This window comes from Aeromonas sp. L_1B5_3 (assembly GCF_963866575.1).
Taxonomy (GTDB): Bacteria; Pseudomonadota; Gammaproteobacteria; order Enterobacterales; family Aeromonadaceae; genus Aeromonas; species Aeromonas jandaei.
Genome location: NZ_CAWMDN010000079.1, coordinates 98,533 through 114,504 on the forward strand (window position 1 = coordinate 98,533; position 15,972 = coordinate 114,504).

Annotated in this window: 15 protein-coding genes; 13 read left to right on the top strand and 2 right to left on the bottom strand. The window is 61.8% G+C overall.

Annotation, left to right across the window (positions count from 1 at the left end; translation table 11 throughout):
- The first annotated feature begins 179 nt into the window (after positions 1–179).
- Positions 180–1,580, top strand: a complete 1,401-nt coding sequence (locus tag AACR93_RS05090; protein WP_043850177.1) for a TldD/PmbA family protein — start codon at positions 180–182, stop codon at positions 1,578–1,580.
- Positions 1,580–2,920 carry a TldD/PmbA family protein gene (locus tag AACR93_RS05095; RefSeq protein ID WP_043850178.1) on the top strand — a complete coding sequence of 447 codons (1,341 nt, stop codon included), beginning with the start codon at positions 1,580–1,582 and terminating at the stop codon, positions 2,918–2,920. The genes AACR93_RS05090 and AACR93_RS05095 overlap by 1 nt, the downstream gene beginning before the upstream one ends.
- 83 nt (positions 2,921–3,003) lie before the next feature.
- Here AACR93_RS05095 and AACR93_RS05100 read toward each other — a convergent pair whose 3' ends face one another.
- Both AACR93_RS05100 and AACR93_RS05105 read right to left on the bottom strand, forming a co-directional pair.
- Positions 3,004–4,125 (bottom strand): AAA family ATPase, encoded by a 1,122-nt coding sequence (locus tag AACR93_RS05100; protein WP_043850179.1) that lies wholly within the window; start codon positions 4,123–4,125, stop codon positions 3,004–3,006.
- Between the two features lie 165 nt (positions 4,126–4,290).
- Positions 4,291–4,779 carry a zinc ribbon-containing protein gene (locus AACR93_RS05105; RefSeq protein WP_043850180.1) on the bottom strand — a complete coding sequence of 163 codons (489 nt, stop codon included), beginning with the start codon at positions 4,777–4,779 and terminating at the stop codon, positions 4,291–4,293.
- A gap of 145 nt (positions 4,780–4,924) precedes the next feature.
- On the opposite strand from AACR93_RS05105, the gene leuS reads away from it, so the two are divergent.
- From leuS to AACR93_RS05160, 11 genes are all read left to right on the top strand, one after another.
- Positions 4,925–7,501 (top strand): leucine--tRNA ligase, encoded by a 2,577-nt coding sequence (leuS, locus tag AACR93_RS05110; RefSeq protein WP_043850181.1) that lies wholly within the window; start codon positions 4,925–4,927, stop codon positions 7,499–7,501.
- A gap of 97 nt (positions 7,502–7,598) precedes the next feature.
- The gene (locus AACR93_RS05115) at positions 7,599–8,081 is read left to right on the top strand and encodes an LPS-assembly lipoprotein LptE (RefSeq protein WP_043850182.1); all 483 of its coding nucleotides are present in this window, start codon (positions 7,599–7,601) and stop codon (positions 8,079–8,081) included.
- A 100-nt stretch (positions 8,082–8,181) separates the two neighbouring features.
- Positions 8,182–9,219 carry a DNA polymerase III subunit delta gene (gene holA, locus AACR93_RS05120; protein WP_043850183.1) on the top strand — a complete coding sequence of 346 codons (1,038 nt, stop codon included), beginning with the start codon at positions 8,182–8,184 and terminating at the stop codon, positions 9,217–9,219.
- Positions 9,213–9,863, top strand: coding sequence for a nicotinate-nucleotide adenylyltransferase (nadD, locus tag AACR93_RS05125; RefSeq protein ID WP_041209960.1), 651 nt, complete (start codon positions 9,213–9,215; stop codon positions 9,861–9,863). The genes holA and nadD overlap by 7 nt, the downstream gene beginning before the upstream one ends.
- A gap of 97 nt (positions 9,864–9,960) precedes the next feature.
- Positions 9,961–10,302, top strand: coding sequence for a ribosome silencing factor (gene rsfS, locus AACR93_RS05130; RefSeq protein ID WP_043850184.1), 342 nt, complete (start codon positions 9,961–9,963; stop codon positions 10,300–10,302).
- 21 nt (positions 10,303–10,323) lie between these two features.
- Complete coding sequence (rlmH, locus tag AACR93_RS05135) at positions 10,324–10,791, top strand: 23S rRNA (pseudouridine(1915)-N(3))-methyltransferase RlmH (RefSeq protein WP_005335166.1); 468 nt, start codon at positions 10,324–10,326, stop codon at positions 10,789–10,791.
- 99 nt (positions 10,792–10,890) lie between these two features.
- The gene (gene mrdA / locus AACR93_RS05140; RefSeq protein ID WP_041209959.1) at positions 10,891–12,813 is read left to right on the top strand and encodes a penicillin-binding protein 2; all 1,923 of its coding nucleotides are present in this window, start codon (positions 10,891–10,893) and stop codon (positions 12,811–12,813) included.
- Entirely contained in the window at positions 12,806–13,909 is a 1,104-nt protein-coding gene (rodA, locus tag AACR93_RS05145; protein ID WP_041209958.1) for a rod shape-determining protein RodA, read from the top strand. The genes mrdA and rodA overlap by 8 nt, the downstream gene beginning before the upstream one ends.
- On the top strand, positions 13,906–14,043 hold the full coding sequence (locus tag AACR93_RS05150) for an FtsW/RodA/SpoVE family cell cycle protein (protein WP_082044063.1): 138 nt from the start codon (positions 13,906–13,908) through the stop codon (positions 14,041–14,043). The genes rodA and AACR93_RS05150 overlap by 4 nt, the downstream gene beginning before the upstream one ends.
- Positions 14,043–15,044, top strand: coding sequence for a lytic murein transglycosylase B (gene mltB / locus AACR93_RS05155; protein ID WP_043850185.1), 1,002 nt, complete (start codon positions 14,043–14,045; stop codon positions 15,042–15,044). Before AACR93_RS05150 ends, mltB begins: the two co-directional genes overlap by 1 nt.
- A complete protein-coding gene (locus AACR93_RS05160; protein ID WP_043850186.1) occupies positions 14,983–15,954 on the top strand; it encodes a septal ring lytic transglycosylase RlpA family protein in 972 nt (323 codons plus the stop codon). Before mltB ends, AACR93_RS05160 begins: the two co-directional genes overlap by 62 nt.
- Positions 15,955–15,972 lie beyond the last annotated feature (18 nt).

Here is a 15,972-nt window from a genome sequence, read left to right on the forward strand (position 1 = left end):
CTCTTAAATCCTCGTTTGCCGCCAATGCGGTCGCAGTTATCGCATCGATTTTTTCAATCGGTATCATCCGCTGACGCCATAGCGACATTTGAGTAACGCTCTGCAACAATGGGGCAACTACACCATCACGCTCGAATCCGGGTCGCGAAGGCTGAGACCCGCCCAGAAAAGGAGATCCTATGACGCCACTCTCCCTGTTGGCCCCCGCCATCGCCCGCGACGTGCTCGATCACGCACTGGCACTCGGGGCCGATTTCGCCGAGCTGTTTGTCGAGCGCAAGCGCCGCAGCCAGCTCAGCCTGCTCTCCAGCCAGATAGAGAACATCAGCGGTGGCCTCGATTTCGGCATCGGCGTGCGCCTCTGCTATGGCCACAAGGTGCTCTACGGCTACACCAATCTGGCCAGCCGCGACGAGCTGCTGCGTATCGTCACCCTGCTGGCGGCCAAAGACCGCTGCGACCCCGTGGTGACCTCCACCGCCTTCGATTTTACCCGCCTGACCGATCGCAACCCAATCGCCCTGCCGCTCTCGGCCGACAAGCTGCTGGAGCAGAAGATTGCCTACCTGCACGCCATGGATGCGGTGGCCCGCGCCGAGAGCAGCAAGGTGAGCCAGTTCTCCGGCAACGTGCTGGGCTGGGAGCAGGAGGTGGAGATCTTCAACAGCGAAGGGCTGCAAGTCGCCGATCGCCGCCACTACAACCGCATCATGGCCCAGACCATCGCCCGCGAAGGGAGCGAGCAGAGCGTCGGTTACGAGGCCCCCGGCGCCCTGATGGGGTGGGAGCATGCCGAACGCATCGATCCGCGCGAGCTGGCCCTCACCGCCACCCGTCAGGCACTGGTGAAATTGGGGGCTGCCCCCTGCCCGAGCGGCACCCTGCCGGTCATCATGGAGAACGGCTTTGGCGGCGTCATCTTCCACGAGGCGTGCGGCCATCTGCTGGAGACCACCTCGGTGGCCAAGAAGGCCTCGGTATTCCACGACAAGATGGGCCAGCTCATCGCCAATCCGGTGGTCAATGCGGTGGACGAAGGGCTGCAAGGCAACGTCTGGGGCTCCATCAACGTCGATGACGAAGGGATGGCGACCCAGCATACCCAGCTCATCAAGGACGGTGTGCTGACCGGTTTTCTGGTGGACAGAATGGGCGCCATCAAGACAGGTTATGCCCGCACCGGCTCGGGTCGGCGCGAATCCTACAAGTACGCCCCCACCTCGCGCATGCGTAACACCTATATCGAGCCGGGCAACCACAGCCTCGACGACATGCTGGCCACGGTGGAGCACGGCATCTACGCCAAAAAGATGGGGGGCGGCTCGGTACAGCCCGGCACTGGCGAGTTCAACTTCAACGTGCAGGAGGCCTACCTCATCGAGCACGGCAAGATCACCAGACCGCTCAAGTCGGCCACCCTGATCGGCACCGGCCCGCAGGTGCTGAAAGAGATCTCCATGGTGGGCAGCAATCTGGCGCTGGCCGCCGGTATGTGCGGCTCGGTCTCGGGCTCGGTCCCCACCTCGGTGGGCCAGCCGGCCCTCAAAGTGGACAATATTCTGGTGGGAGGGAACGCCTGATGAGCACCATCGACATGAATCAACTGCTCACCCGCCTGCTGGACAAGGTGGCCGATCTCAACGCCGAAGCGGACATCATCGCCAATCAGGATAGAGCCTTCTCCCTCAAGGCCGACAAGGGCGAGCTGGGCGAATACAAGGTCACCAGCAGTCAGCAGATCGGCATTCGCCTGATAAAAGAGGGCCGGGTCGGCATCGCCTACTCGGAAGCGCTCGATGAGTCAGCGCTCGATGCCATGCTGCAGGATGCGCTCGATGCCAGCCGCTTTGCCAAGGTGGATCCGGATCAGCGCATCTCGGTGGCTAATAGCCGGCTCACCACAGATTGCGCCGAGATCAATCAGCCCGATACCACGCCGGTTGAGGAGAAGATCGCCCTGGCCCTGCGCCTGGAGTCAGACATGCTGGCCATGCCCGATGTGAGCGGCGCGCCCTACAACAGCTTCTTCGAAGGGGAGAGCCAGCTCTGGCTCGCCAACAGTCAGGGCACCCTCTGCCAGCACGGCGAGTTCAGCGTCGGCTGCTACACCTCGGCTCTGGTCGAACGGGATGGCCGCCAGTCGATGCACTCGCAGGGGCAGTATGGCCGTCGCTTCGACGAGCTGGACAGTCAGGCCCTGATCGAGCAAATCTACGCCATCGCCGATGGTCTGCTGCCCGGTGAAGCGGTACCAAGCAGTCGTTACAGCGTCATCTTCAGTACCAACTGCTTCGCCAGCCTGTTTGGCTGCTTTCAGGGGGTACTGTCGGGCAAGTGGGCCCAGCAGGGGATCAACCCCTGGCGGGAAAAGGTGGGGCAGAGCGTTGCCTCGCGCTGGCTCACTCTGGAGAGCCGGGTCTATATGCCGGGCGGCATGAACATCAAGGCGTTTGATGGCGAGGGGGCGGCCACCTCGGATCTGCTGCTGATTGGCGACGGTGAGCTGCAAACCCTGCTCCACAACAGCGCCACCGCCCGTCACTTTGGTGTGGCCAGCAACGGCTCGGCCGCCCGCGGCGCCCGCAGCGCCCTCGATGTGACCGCTCGCCATCTGGTGTTTGGCGCCGGCCCTCACAGCGAAACTGAGGTACAGAGCGGTGACTATCTGGAGCTGGTCAAGCTGGACGGTCTGCACTCGGGGGCCGATGCGGTAAGCGGCGACTTCTCCTTTGGCGCATCAGGATTCCTCTGCCGCGATGGGGTTCGCCTGCAGCCGGTACGCGGCATCACGGTGGCGGGCAACTTCTACCGCCTGCTGGGTGAGCTGGAAGCGGTCGGGGATGTCCTGCACCACAACGATGGCAAGGGCTTCTACACCCCGCTTATCCGTTTTGGCGGACTCTCCGTCGCTGGCAAATAATCCTGCCTGACTAACGGCGCCCCGGGTCAACGCATAGCCCGGGGCGCCGTTTTTTCATCTCTTGCCCCGCAATTTCTGACCCTTTAATCCTCGTCAAATCGCCACTCGCGACGAGCCGGATCATGCAGGCAGGTCTCCCCGTTAATCATCTGCAAAGGGATGTGGCGACACGGCGCATGGGCTTCGATCGCCTGTGCCAGCACCGGGCTATGGGTAGTCACCCAGAGCTGGGAGTGGCGCGACGCTTCGCCAATCAGCCGGCCCAGTGCGGGCAGCATATCGGGATGCAGGCTGCTCTCCGGCTCGTTCAGTACCACCAGCGGCGCCGGGCGCGGGCTGAGCAGGGCCACCGTCAGGCAGAGCAGGCGCAGGGTACCATCGGATAACTCGCGCGCCCGCAGCGGACGACGCAGCCCCTCCCGCGTCATCATCATCTCGAGCCCCGCTTCGCTGTTCCCCACATGGAAGCTGGCGTCGGGGAAAGCACGGGCGAGAATATCGTGCAGCAATCGGGCATCGCCAATTTCGACGATGGTGGCAAAGGCCGCAGCCAGATCCCGCCCGTCATGACTCAGCACCGGAGTGCGGATCGCCGGTTGCGGACTGCGCAGGGGGGAGCCGGGAGCGATATCGAAGTGGTGATAAAAGCGCCACTGATTCAGCAAGTGGCGCAATCTGGCGAGTTCGGGATAGCGCTCCGGCTCGGCCAGATGGCCAAAGATCGACTCGTGGGGCAGCATGCCGGGGGCATAGTCCACCTTGTCGCCGTCGATGCCGAGCACCTTGACCGCCTGATTGCGCCGCATCAGCAACCGGTTGGAGGGGGAGCGGCGATCCCCCAGCCACGCCTCCTCCTGCTTGATCTCGGGATCGAAGGCGAAATAGGGGCTGACCGGCGGTGGGGGCAAACCTATCTGCAGCTCATAACCGAACAGATCTGCCTGCATCCCGAGAATAATGCGTTTGGGGGCATCGGCCCGATCGCCAGGACGCAGGCCTCCTGCCCACATGGTCTGGCTGATGCCCCCTTCGGCGCAGATGGCTCGCGCCAGTTCTCCGCTGGCTGCGCTCGCCAACAGATGAATGGCGTTGTAGAGGTTGCTCTTGCCGCAGCCATTTGCCCCCTGCACCAGATTGATCCTGCCAAGGGGCATGGATAGCTTGCGCACCGACCGATAGCCCCGGATCCAGATCTCGCTCAACATGGGGATGACTCCTTGCACCTGATAAACGCCCTGAAGGCGAGCCAACCCCGCCGGGCCACAAGGCTACTGTGATCCGCTCGGGAAAGCAGCCCCCTCGGCCGCATGACGCATGAGAAGAGGCACCCGGAGGTGCCTCTTGCAAGCTGCTTTACTAAAACGACGGGATCAGGGCGAGAGCGGTTCGCGGTGATATTCGGCGCAGCCGCATTCGGGGCAGGTATCGAGCTGCTCGGGATGGAGCACGGTATGGCGCCAGCCACACTGGTCGCACACCATGACCCCCAGCCCCACCCAGTCGCCCGCCTCATAGACGCCCTTGTGCTCCAGCTCGTCGGCCAGCTCGCGCCACTCCACCTGGGCGCGGTCAGTCACATCCGACAGCCAGGACCAGGCGGTATCTTTGAGCGCCAGCATAAAGGCAGACTCCTCCACCTGCTCATCCTTGCGCCCCTCGTCATAGTTGCCCAGATCCCGCTTCACATACTCGGCGATCAGCGCCAGCTCGTCCTGAGTGAGGTCACTTGCAGCCTCCAGATAGGCCTGAACGCGGGCAATCATCCGGTTGAGGCGCTCCCCCTGGAACTGCTCTGTCTCTTGCCACTGCTTTTGCAGTTCGGCAATGAAGGTTTCATACCCTTTTTGACGTTTGTCCATGGCTGTTACTCCTCTGCTAAATCCCTTTCTGGCCCGGCTTCAGGCTTGACGGATGCTGGCGGTTGTTGCCGCCGCAGGATATGGGTATTCTATTGCGATTTCCCAGCTGATTTATCTATTCATTTCACAGATCCGGATGTCACCAATGCAAGAGCAATACGTTCCCCAATCAATCGAACCAGCAGTGCAGAAGCACTGGGATGCCAAGAAAACCTTCAAGGCCGTGGAGAAAGTAGACAAAGAGAAGTTCTACTGCCTCTCCATGTTCCCCTATCCGTCTGGTCGTCTACACATGGGGCACGTTCGCAACTACACCATAGGTGATGTGATCTCCCGTTATCAACGCCTCAATGGCAAGAACGTGCTGCAACCCATCGGTTGGGATGCCTTCGGTCTGCCGGCGGAAAACGCCGCCATCAAGAACAACACAGCGCCGGCCCCCTGGACCTACGAAAACATCGAATACATGAAGAACCAGCTGAAGATGCTGGGTCTGGGTTATGACTGGGATCGTGAAGTCGCCACCTGCAAGCCGGACTACTACCGCTGGGAGCAGTGGTTCTTCACCAAGCTCTACGAGAAGGGTCTGGTCTACAAGAAGACCTCCTCCGTCAACTGGTGCCCGAACGACATGACCGTACTAGCCAACGAGCAGGTTGTCGACAACTGCTGCTGGCGCTGTGACACCCCGGTGGAGCAGAAAGAGATCCCCCAGTGGTTCATCAAGATCACCGACTACGCCGAAGAGCTGCTGAACGACATCGACAATCTGGAAGGCTGGCCGGAGATGGTCAAGACCATGCAGCGCAACTGGATTGGCCGCTCCGAAGGGGTCAACATCAGCTTCGCCATTGAGGGTCAGGCTGATCAGCTGGAGGTCTACACCACCCGTCCGGACACCTTCATGGGCGTCACCTATGTTGGTATCGCCGCTGGCCACCCGCTGGCCCTGCAGGCCGCCGAAAACAATCCGGAACTGGCCGCCTTTATCGAAGAGTGCAAGAACACCAAGGTAGCCGAAGCCGAACTGGCCACCATGGAGAAGAAGGGCATGGCCACCGGCCTCTACGCCATTCACCCGCTGGGTGGCCGCAAGGTACCGGTCTGGGTCGCCAACTTCGTGCTGATGAACTATGGCACCGGCGCCGTGATGGCGGTTCCGGCCCACGATCAGCGTGACTTCGAATTCGCCACCAAATATGGCCTCGACATCAAGGCGGTCATCAAGCCGGTTGATGGTGACGTCGACGTGAGCGAAGCCGCTTACACCGAGAAGGGCGTGCTGTTCAACTCCGGCGAGTTTGACGGTCTCGACTTCCAGGGCGCCTTTGATGCCATCGCCAACAAGCTGGAAACGCTGGGCAAGGGCAAGCGCACCGTCAACTTCCGTCTGCGCGACTGGGGTGTCTCCCGTCAGCGCTACTGGGGTGCCCCCATCCCGATGCTGACTCTGGCTGACGGTACCGTAGTGCCGACTCCGGAAGATCAGCTGCCGGTACTGCTGCCGGAAGATGTGGTGATGGACGGTATTCAGAGCCCGATCAAGGCCGACGCCGAGTGGGCCAAGACCACCTACAACGGTCAGGAAGCGTTCCGCGAAACCGATACCTTCGACACCTTTATGGAGTCCTCCTGGTACTACGCGCGCTACTGCTCTCCGGACTACGACAAGGGCATGCTGGATCCGGCGGCTGCCAACCACTGGCTGCCGGTGGATCAGTACATCGGCGGCATCGAGCACGCCTGTATGCACCTGCTCTACGCCCGCTTCTTCCACAAGCTGCTGCGTGACGCAGGTCTCGTGAACAGCGACGAGCCGTTCAAGCGTCTGCTCTGTCAGGGCATGGTGCTGGCCGACGCCTTCTACTACAAAGACGAGAAGGGCGGCAACGTCTGGGTCAGCCCGACCGACGTCAAGGTAGAGCGTGACGAGAAGGGTCGCATCACCAAGGCCATCGATAACGAGGGCCGCGAAGTGATCCACTCCGGCATGACCAAGATGTCCAAGTCCAAGAACAACGGCATCGACCCGCAACTGATGGTCGAGCGTTACGGCGCCGATACCGTCCGTCTGTTTATGATGTTCGCCTCTCCGGCCGAGATGACCCTGGAGTGGTCCGACTCCGGCGTAGAGGGTGCCCAGCGCTTCCTGCGTCGCCTGTGGCGCACTACCTTCGAGCACGTCTCCGGTGGCGCCGTTGCCGCGCTGGATGTTGCTGCCCTTACCAGCGAGCAGAAGGCCATTCGCCGCGAACTGCACAAGACCATTGCCAAGGTGAGCGACGACGTGGGTCGCCGTCAGACCTTCAACACCGCCATCGCCGCCATCATGGAACTGATGAACAATCTCTCCAAGCTGGGCAGCGACGAGCAGGATCGCGCCCTGATGCAGGAAGCGCTGGAAGCGGTCGTGGTCATGCTCTACCCCATCACCCCGCACATCGGCTTCGAGCTGTGGAAGATGCTGGGCAAGGGCGACGACGTGGATCACGCTGCATGGCCGGTGGCCGATGAAGCGGCCATGGTCGAGACCGAGAAGCTGGTCGTGGTGCAGATCAACGGCAAGATGCGCGGCAAGCTGACCGTTCCGGCCGAGATCAGCCAAGCTGATGTCGAGAGGCTGGCTATGGCCGATGCATCCGTGCAGAAGTTCACCGACGGTCTGACCGTGCGCAAGGTGATCTATGTACCGGGCAAGCTGCTCAACATTGTCGCCAACTGATCGGTCGCCAACGAGCGTTGCCAATCTGTAACAGCAAACGGATGATAACGGCGGGCCCTGCGCCCGCCGCTTTCCCTTAATGCAAAGAGGATTTTCTATGGGCACCATCTTCACCCGCTGGATGGCTATCATGCTGGCAGCCCTGCTGCTGCAAGGCTGCGGTTTTCACATGCGTGGCACCGGCATTCCGGCCGAGCTGAAGACCATGAAGGTCGTGGGCGACAACAAGAGCGACTTCTACCGGATGGTCACCACCCGCCTCAAGGCATCAGGGGTTACCCTGGCCGACAAGGAGGGGATCCCGGTACTGACCCTGGGTGGTATCGGAGCCAGCAATCAGGTCGCCTCGGTCAACGCACAGGGTGTCGATACCGAGTATGTAATGGGCTTCAGCACCCAGTTCACCGTCTCGGTGCCGGGCAAACCGACTCAGGTTTTCCCCATCAACTTCAACCGCAGCTTCCTCAACAAGCCCGATGCAGCCCTAGCCTCCTCCCGTGAGCAGGAGCAGCTCAACCGCGAGATGCAGGAGCAGGCGGCCAATCAGGTGATCCGCCAGTTGAGTCAGGTCAGCTTCTGATGCGGATTTATCCTGAACAATTTGGTGACGAGTCGCAGTTCAAGCAGCCAAAGCAGGCCGCGAATCTTGTGCGCCTTCATTTCAGTCAGGCAAGCTTCTGATGCGAATTTATCCTGAACAATTTGGTGACCACCTCAAAGCAGGGCTTCGGCCCTGCTATCTCGTTTTGGGTGACGAACCCCTGCTGCGACTGGAAGCCATCGACGCCATCCGTCAGGTCGCCCGCAAACAGGGATTCGATGAACGCCACACCTTCGTGGTGGAACAGGGGCTGGACTGGAATCAGGTCTACGACGCCTGTCAGGCAATGAGCCTTTTTTCTGCCCGCCAAATCATTGAACTGGAACTGCCCGCCAAGGTCGACAAGGATCTCGCTGCCCGTATCAGCGACATTGGCAAGCAGCTCCACCCCGACCTGCTGCTGGTACTGAGCGGCGGTCGTCTCAACCAGACCCAGATGAAGGCAGCCTGGTTCGACAAGCTCTACCAGATCGGCACCTATGTGCCGGTCAACCACCCGGAGCCCAAGTTCTTTCCACGCTGGATGAGCGCCCGCTTCCAGCGCTTTGGCCTCAAGGCGCTGCCCGATGCCATCAACTTCATGTGCCACTCCTACGAGGGTAACCTGCTGGCCGCCAGTCAGGAGATCGAGAAGCTGACCCTGCTCTCGCCGCCACAACCCATCAGCGTCACCTATCTGCAGGAGACCATCATCCGCCACGCCCACTTCACCCCGTTCCAGCTGGTCGATACCCTGCTGGAGGGAAAAGTGAACCGGGCCCAGCGCATTCTGGCGGCACTTCGGGCCGAAGGCACCGAGCCGGGGATGCTGGCATGGACCCTCTGCCGCGAGCTGGAGCAGCTGACCGAGCTGTCGCTGGCGATGCGCAACGGCCAGCCACTGGGGGAGCACTTCAGTCGCCTGCGCATCTGGCAGAGCCGCCAGCAGCTCATTCAACAGGCGCTGACCCGGCTTCCCTTCGCCAAGCTGCAGCAGCTGTGGCAGCTGATGGCACAACTGGATGACGCCCAGCGCCGCTTTGATACCGAGCAGGCCTGGCTGATGCTGCAGACCATAGCCCTCGGCTTTCGCGATGGTACGCCCCTGCCGATGGCGATGGAGAGTACGCCATGCTAAAGGCGCCCATTGGCCTGCTGGGGGGCACGTTCGACCCTATCCATATCGGCCATCTGCGCCCCGCCATCGAGGCGCGCGATGCCATTGGTCTGGCCGAAGTGCGGCTGATCCCGAACCATATACCGCCCCACCGCGCCAACCCACACTGCTCCAGCGAGCAGCGTCTGGCCATGGTCAGGCTGGCGGCGGCAGAGAACCGCCACTTCGTGGTGGATGAGCGGGAACTTTGGCGTGACAAGCCCTCCTACACCATCGATACCCTGATCGAGCTGCGTCAGGAGCTGCCCGATACGCCGCTCTGCTTTTTGATGGGGATGGACTCGCTGCTTGGCCTGCCCGGCTGGCACCGCTGGCGGGAGCTGCTCGACTACGCCCATCTGGTGGTGAGCACCCGCCCCGGCTGGCAACCCGATTATCCGGCCGAACTGGCTGAACTGCTGGCCCGTCATCAGGTCAAAGAGGTAGCCGCACTGCACCGGCAACGGGCAGGCCATATCTGGTTGGCCAGCAATCAACCCATTGAATTGTCTGCTACCCGGCTGCGCGAGCTGCTGGCGGCGGGAGAAGATCCCCGCTACCTCTTACCCGAGCCGGTTGCGCACTATATTGATCAACAGGGGCTCTACCGCGCCATCTGCCGGTAAGACTCCCCAGCTGTCCCGTTCCGGTAGGAAACGGGAGTGACCATGATATAATCCGCCGCCCTCACACTGTCAGGCGCCGGAATACAGGAGAGACTCATTGCAAGGCCAAGAACTTCACGCCTTTATCATCGACAAGATTGATGACATGAAAGGCCGCGATATCATCACCCTCGATGTACGCGGCAAATCCAGCATCACTGACACCATGATCGTCTGCTCCGGCAACTCCAACCGTCACGTCTGCGCCATTGCCCACCATCTGGCCAGTGAAGCCCGTCATGCCGGGCTCGACCTGCTGAGCGTGGAAGGCGAGCTGAGCGGAGAGTGGGTACTGGTAGATATGGGATCGGTGATCGTGCATGTGATGCAGGATGAACATCGTGACTTCTACCAGCTGGAAAAACTGTGGGGCGGTGCCGCTCAAGTGAACACGCAATAACGAGAGCAGCAAAGTACCGACATGAAGATTCAGTTGATCGCGGTGGGCACCAAGATGCCCGCCTGGGTAGAGCATGGCTTTGAAGAGTATCGCCGCCGCTTCCCGAAAGACATGCCGTTTGAGCTGGTGGAGATTGGCGCCGGTAAACGGGGCAAAAATGCCGATATTCCCCGCATTCTGCAAAAAGAGGGGGAAGCCATGCTGGCTGCCGCTGGCCGCTCGCGCATCGTCACCCTCGACATTCCGGGCAAGCCATGGACCACGGAGCAGCTGGCTACCCAGCTGGAGGCGTGGAAGCTCGATGGCCGCGATGTCGCCCTGCTGGTAGGCGGGCCGGAAGGCTTGTCACCGGAATGCAAGGCAGCAGCCGAGCAGAGCTGGTCGCTCTCGCCGCTGACCCTGCCCCACCCGCTGGTGCGGGTACTGGTCGCCGAGAGCCTCTACCGTGCCTGGAGCATTACCACCAATCACCCGTATCACAGGGAGTGAGCCAGGATGTGGCTCACCCTCCCCGACACACATGCGAATCACAGAGAGTGAACAATGCCGCTCCTGCTGTTATTGCCCCAATGGTTCTGAGGTAAAGGCATGCTGAAACAACGCATCGAGATGCGCGATCACAGTGCCGAGGGCAATCTGTTCTTCCGGCGCACTCTGGTAGCCTACATCGGCATCGTCGTGCTGATGCTGGTGCTGCTGGGCAATCTCTATTACCTGCAGGTCGAGTCTTACGACACCTACCAGACCCGCTCCAACTCCAACCGCATCCGGGTGGTGCCGGTGGCGCCGCCGCGCGGCCTCATCTATGACACCAACGGCGTGCTGCTGGCGGAAAACCGCCCCGTCTACAGTCTGGAGATTGTCCCTGAAGAGACGCCGGATCTGGCCAAAACCGCCGATGAGCTGGTCGCCCTGCTGGGTCTGCCGGAGGGGACAAAAGAGAAGTTTCTGGCCGAAGTGAAGCGCCAGCGCCGTTTCAAGCCGGTCGCCCTCTACGAGAAGCTGACCGAGTATCAGGTGGCACTCTTTTCGGTCAACCAGCACAACTACCCGGGTGCCAGCATCGAGGCTTACCTCAAGCGCTACTACCCGTTTGGCGACACCCTCACCCATGCGCTGGGCTACGTGGCCAAGATCAACACCCGCGACGTGGAGCGCCTCGACAAGGAAGACAAGCTCGCCAACTACGCAGCCACCAAGGATATCGGCAAGCAGGGGGTGGAGAAGTATTACGAGGATGAGCTGCACGGCGTGGCGGGCTATCAGGAGGTCGAGGTCAACAACCGCGGCCGGATTGTCCGCACCCTCAAGTTCCAGCCCCCAGTTCCCGGCAAGGATATCTACCTCAACATCGATGTGCGGCTGCAGCTCAAGGCCCAGCAGTTGCTGGCCGGCCAGCGCGGTGCCATCGTGATGATGGATCCCAAAACCGGCGCCATTCTGGCCATGGAGTCGAGCCCGAGCTACGACCCCAACCTGTTCGTGACCGGTATATCGGGCCCCAACTACTCGGCGCTGCTCAACGATCCGGCGCGGCCGCTGGTCAACCGCACCACCCAGGGCATCTATGCTCCCGCCTCCACCGTCAAACCCATGATGTCCATCATGGGCCTCAACGAAGGGGCCATTACCCCGGGCTATCGCTACTTCGGTGGCCCCAGCTTCTCCATTCCCGGCACCACCAAGAAGTTCCGCGACTGGCGCCGCTGGGGTCATGGCTGGCTCGATGTCTATCGCGCCATCGAGGTATCGGCCGACACCTACTTCTACGATCTCGCCTACCGGGTCGGCATCGACAAGATCCACAGCTACATGACCAAGTTCGGCTTCGGTCAGTACACCGGTGTCGACCTCTATGAGGAGAGCAAGGGGGTCATGCCGTCCCGCGACTGGAAGATGGCTCGCTGGCGTCAGCCCTGGTATCAGGGTGACACCATCTCCATCGGTATCGGTCAGGGCTACTGGAGCGCCACCCCGCTGCAGCTGGCCAAGGCGATCAGCATCCTGACCCAGAACGGTCACGACGTCACCCCGCACCTGCTCAAGAGCACCGCCTCGCAGGCGGGTGTGGTCGATGCCCCGGTCAACCCCAACATCGCCCTCAAGCTCAAGAACGACAGCTTCTGGAAAGTGGCGCAAGAGGGGATGTGGCGCGTCAACCATGGCAGCGAAGGCAGTGGTCGCCTGTCGTTTGCCAAGGCCCCCTACTCCTCGGGTGGCAAGTCGGGCACCGCTCAGGTGGTCGGCCTGAAAGAGAACCAGGTCTACAACATCAAAACCGTCAAGGCGGAGCATCGCGACAATGCGCTATTCGTCGCTTACGCCCCCTTTGAAGCCCCCAAGGCGGTCGTTGCGCTGGTGCTGGAGAACTCCATTGGTGGTGGTGGTGGCCGTGCCGCATCCCCCATCGCACGCCAGATGATGGATGCCTTCCTGCTGCCGCCCGAACCACAACTGCCACCGGCACCGGAAAAGCCGTCCAAACCGAGTGAGGTTGCTACCAATGAGTAATTCAGCCCGCCAGCAGAGTATCTGGTACAAGCTACACATCGACCTGCCCCTGCTGCTGGGGTTGCTGGCCGTCATCGCCCTCTCCATGGTGGTGCTCTACTCCGCCTCCGGCCAGGATATGGACTCCATCGTGCGCCAGCTGGTGCGCGGCGGACTCGCCTTTGCCCTGATGATCGGCATGGCCCAGCTGCCGCCCTCCCTCTACGCCCGCTGGTCGGTGCCGCTGTTTGTCGGGGTAGTGCTGCTGCTCATCGCAGTGGACGTATTCGGCCATATCGGCAAGGGGGCCCAGCGCTGGCTCGACTTGGGCTTTATGAAGTTCCAGCCCTCCGAGGTGATGAAGCTCTCCATGCCCATCATGGTCGCCGCCTGGCTCAGCCGTCACTCGCTGCCCCCCAAACTCAGCCACGTGGTGATAGCCCTCATCATGGTGCTGCTGCCGACCCTGCTGATTGCCGCCCAGCCCGACCTTGGCACCTCCATTCTGGTAGCGGCCTCCGGCTTCTTCGTCATCTTTCTGGCGGGGCTCAGCTGGTGGCTGATCGGACTGGCGGTGCTGCTGATCGCGGCCTTTATGCCGGTGCTCTGGTTCTTCCTGATGCACGACTATCAGCGCCAGCGGGTCATGATGCTGATCGACCCGGAGAAAGACCCGCTCGGCCGCGGCTATCACATCATCCAGTCCAAGATTGCCATCGGCTCCGGTGGCGTCTTTGGCAAGGGGTGGCTGCAGGGCACCCAGTCCCAGCTTGAGTTTCTACCCGAGCGCCACACCGACTTTATCTTCGCGGTATTCAGCGAGGAGTTTGGTCTGGTGGGTGTAGCGCTGCTGCTGGTGCTCTATCTCTACGTCATCAGCCGCTGCCTCTTTATCTCGATGCAGGCCCAGAACAGCTTTGAACGGCTGCTGGGTGGCGCCATCACCCTCACCTTCTTCGTCTATGTGTTCGTCAACATGGGCATGGTAAGCGGCATCCTGCCGGTGGTAGGGGTGCCCCTGCCGCTGGTGAGCTATGGCGGCACCTCCATGGTGACCCTGATGGCCGGCTTCGGAATACTGATGTCCATTCAGACCCACAGAAGGCTGCTGGCATGATGAGACGGACATATTCTGCCGGTGGTAGGGCCCCCCTGCCGCTGGTGAGCTATGGCGGCACCGCCATGGTGACCCTGATGGCCGGTTTTGGCATACTGATGTCCATCCAGACTCATAGAAGACTGCTTGCCTGATGCGTCTGGCTGGGTTGTTGCTCTCGCTCGTTGCCCTTACGGCAGAGGCGGCCGTCGAACCTGCCGGGCTCGCTCGGCTTGCCGAACAGCAGCAAGTGCCGTTAGCCGAGTTGCAGGCGGCAGTGGCCAGTGCCCGGCTACGGCAGGAGGTGCTCGACACCATCAACCGGCCGTGGGAGGCCAAGCCCTGGCACCGCTACCGGCTGCTGTTCGTCACCCCGGATCGCATCCGGGATGGCCTGCAGTTCTGGCAGCAGCATGCCGCCACGCTGGCGCGAGCCGAGCAGACCTATCGGGTACCGGCCTCGCTTATCGTGGCCATCATCGGCATCGAGACCTTCTACGGTCGCCAGATGGGCCGTCATCCGGTGCTGGACAGCCTCTACACCCTGGGGTTTCACTACCCCGAGCGCAGCGACTTCTTTGCCAAGGAGTTTGCCCAGCTGGTGTTGCTGGCCAAAGAGGAGGGGTGGCAACTCGATACCCTCAAGGGCTCCTATGCCGGGGCCATGGGGATGGGGCAGTTCATGCCCTCCAGCTATCGCCACTACGCCGTCGATTTTGACGGCGATGGCAAACGGGATCTCTTCGCCAATCCGGCCGATGCCATCGGCAGCGTGGCCAACTACTTCGCCAGCCACCAGTGGCGCTGGGGCGAAGCGGTGGTCGAGCCGGCCCAGATCGGGCTGATGGCCGTGGCTCCCCTGCTCAGGCGAGAGCCCGAGCTGACACAACAGTGGTCAGAACTGGCGGCGGCAGGGATTGAGCTCGCCACGCCGCTGGCCCCACAGACGCCGGTCAAGTTACTGGCATTTGATCAAGCCGATGGACCGGAATACTGGGTCGCACGGCATAACTTTTATGTGATCACCCGCTACAATCGCAGCCCGCTCTACGCGATGGCGGTGTATCAACTTAGCCAAGCCATTCAGGAAGCGTATGCATCTTCGTCACAAACTCCTCCCGCTCAGCCTGAGCTTGTTGCTGGCCGCCTGCAGTAGCAGCCAGCCGGAACAGTCCGCCCCGGTCGATCTGCCGCCCGCCAGCAAACCGCCCGTTATCGAGATCCCGCAAGCCACCGGCGCCATCCCGCGCCCCGAGCCCCTGAGCACCAGCGGCAACCGGGACTACTGGCGCGGCCAGGAGAAATTCGAGGTGTGGCGCGATATCAAGCACTACAGCGAAGAGGGCACTGCCAGCTGGCTCTCCCCCGCCCTCGATGGCCAGAAGACCGCCAATGGCGATGTACAGGACAGCAAGCTGTTCAGCGCCGCCCATCGCAACCTGCCGCTGCCAAGCTACGTGCGGGTCACCAATCTGGATAACGGGCTGGAGACCATAGTGCGGGTCAACGATCGCGGCCCGTTTGACAGCAGCCGCCTCATCGACCTCTCCCCCGCCGCCGCCAAACAGCTCGAAATGATCGAGGGGGGCGAGGCGCGGGTGCGACTCGAACTCATCAACGACACCCCGGATCAGATGGTGATCATGGAGCCGATGAAGCCCATCGAGATGACGCCGACCGCCCCGGCTGCCGCCGCTGCACCTCAGGCGATGTCACAGGATGGCTTCATCGGTCAACCGACCGAGCTCGCCATGGCTGCGCCGGCCGCAGAAGCGGCGCCCGTCAAGGCTCCCGCCGCCAAGCCAGCCAAAGCGGCTCCGGCCAAGGCGGCAGCGCCTGCCAGCAGCGGTGACGGCAAGATGATCCAGGTGCTGGCCAGCGGCTCCCAGCAGCGGGCCGAGGCGATGGGCAAGGTGATGACCCAGCGTTATGGCCTCCCCTACCGGATCGATAGCCATGGTGCCATTTTCCGGGTGCTGATTGGCCCTGTTGCGGCCGACCAGCAAGCCGCAACATTGGAAAAAGTGCGTCAGGGTGGCCTCGAACAGGCCTTTATCGTTCCCTGATCGTTACCCTTTTGCTGC

What these genes read in the sequence shown, in the direction of transcription:
- leuS (WP_043850181.1), top strand. Translation starts at nt 4,925, where the DNA reads ATGCAAGAGCAATACGTTCCCCAATCAATCGAACCAGCAGTGCAGAAG.
- AACR93_RS05150 (WP_082044063.1), top strand. Translation starts at nt 13,906, where the DNA reads ATGATGAGACGGACATATTCTGCCGGTGGTAGGGCCCCCCTGCCGCTG.
- AACR93_RS05100 (WP_043850179.1), bottom strand. Translation starts at nt 4,125, where the DNA reads ATGTTGAGCGAGATCTGGATCCGGGGCTATCGGTCGGTGCGCAAGCTA.
- AACR93_RS05090 (WP_043850177.1), top strand. Translation starts at nt 180, where the DNA reads ATGACGCCACTCTCCCTGTTGGCCCCCGCCATCGCCCGCGACGTGCTC.
- AACR93_RS05160 (WP_043850186.1), top strand. Translation starts at nt 14,983, where the DNA reads ATGCATCTTCGTCACAAACTCCTCCCGCTCAGCCTGAGCTTGTTGCTG.
- mltB (WP_043850185.1), top strand. Translation starts at nt 14,043, where the DNA reads ATGCGTCTGGCTGGGTTGTTGCTCTCGCTCGTTGCCCTTACGGCAGAG.
- mrdA (WP_041209959.1), top strand. Translation starts at nt 10,891, where the DNA reads ATGCTGAAACAACGCATCGAGATGCGCGATCACAGTGCCGAGGGCAAT.
- AACR93_RS05105 (WP_043850180.1), bottom strand. Translation starts at nt 4,779, where the DNA reads ATGGACAAACGTCAAAAAGGGTATGAAACCTTCATTGCCGAACTGCAA.
- rodA (WP_041209958.1), top strand. Translation starts at nt 12,806, where the DNA reads ATGAGTAATTCAGCCCGCCAGCAGAGTATCTGGTACAAGCTACACATC.
- AACR93_RS05115 (WP_043850182.1), top strand. Translation starts at nt 7,599, where the DNA reads ATGGGCACCATCTTCACCCGCTGGATGGCTATCATGCTGGCAGCCCTG.
- nadD (WP_041209960.1), top strand. Translation starts at nt 9,213, where the DNA reads ATGCTAAAGGCGCCCATTGGCCTGCTGGGGGGCACGTTCGACCCTATC.
- rlmH (WP_005335166.1), top strand. Translation starts at nt 10,324, where the DNA reads ATGAAGATTCAGTTGATCGCGGTGGGCACCAAGATGCCCGCCTGGGTA.
- AACR93_RS05095 (WP_043850178.1), top strand. Translation starts at nt 1,580, where the DNA reads ATGAGCACCATCGACATGAATCAACTGCTCACCCGCCTGCTGGACAAG.
- holA (WP_043850183.1), top strand. Translation starts at nt 8,182, where the DNA reads ATGCGAATTTATCCTGAACAATTTGGTGACCACCTCAAAGCAGGGCTT.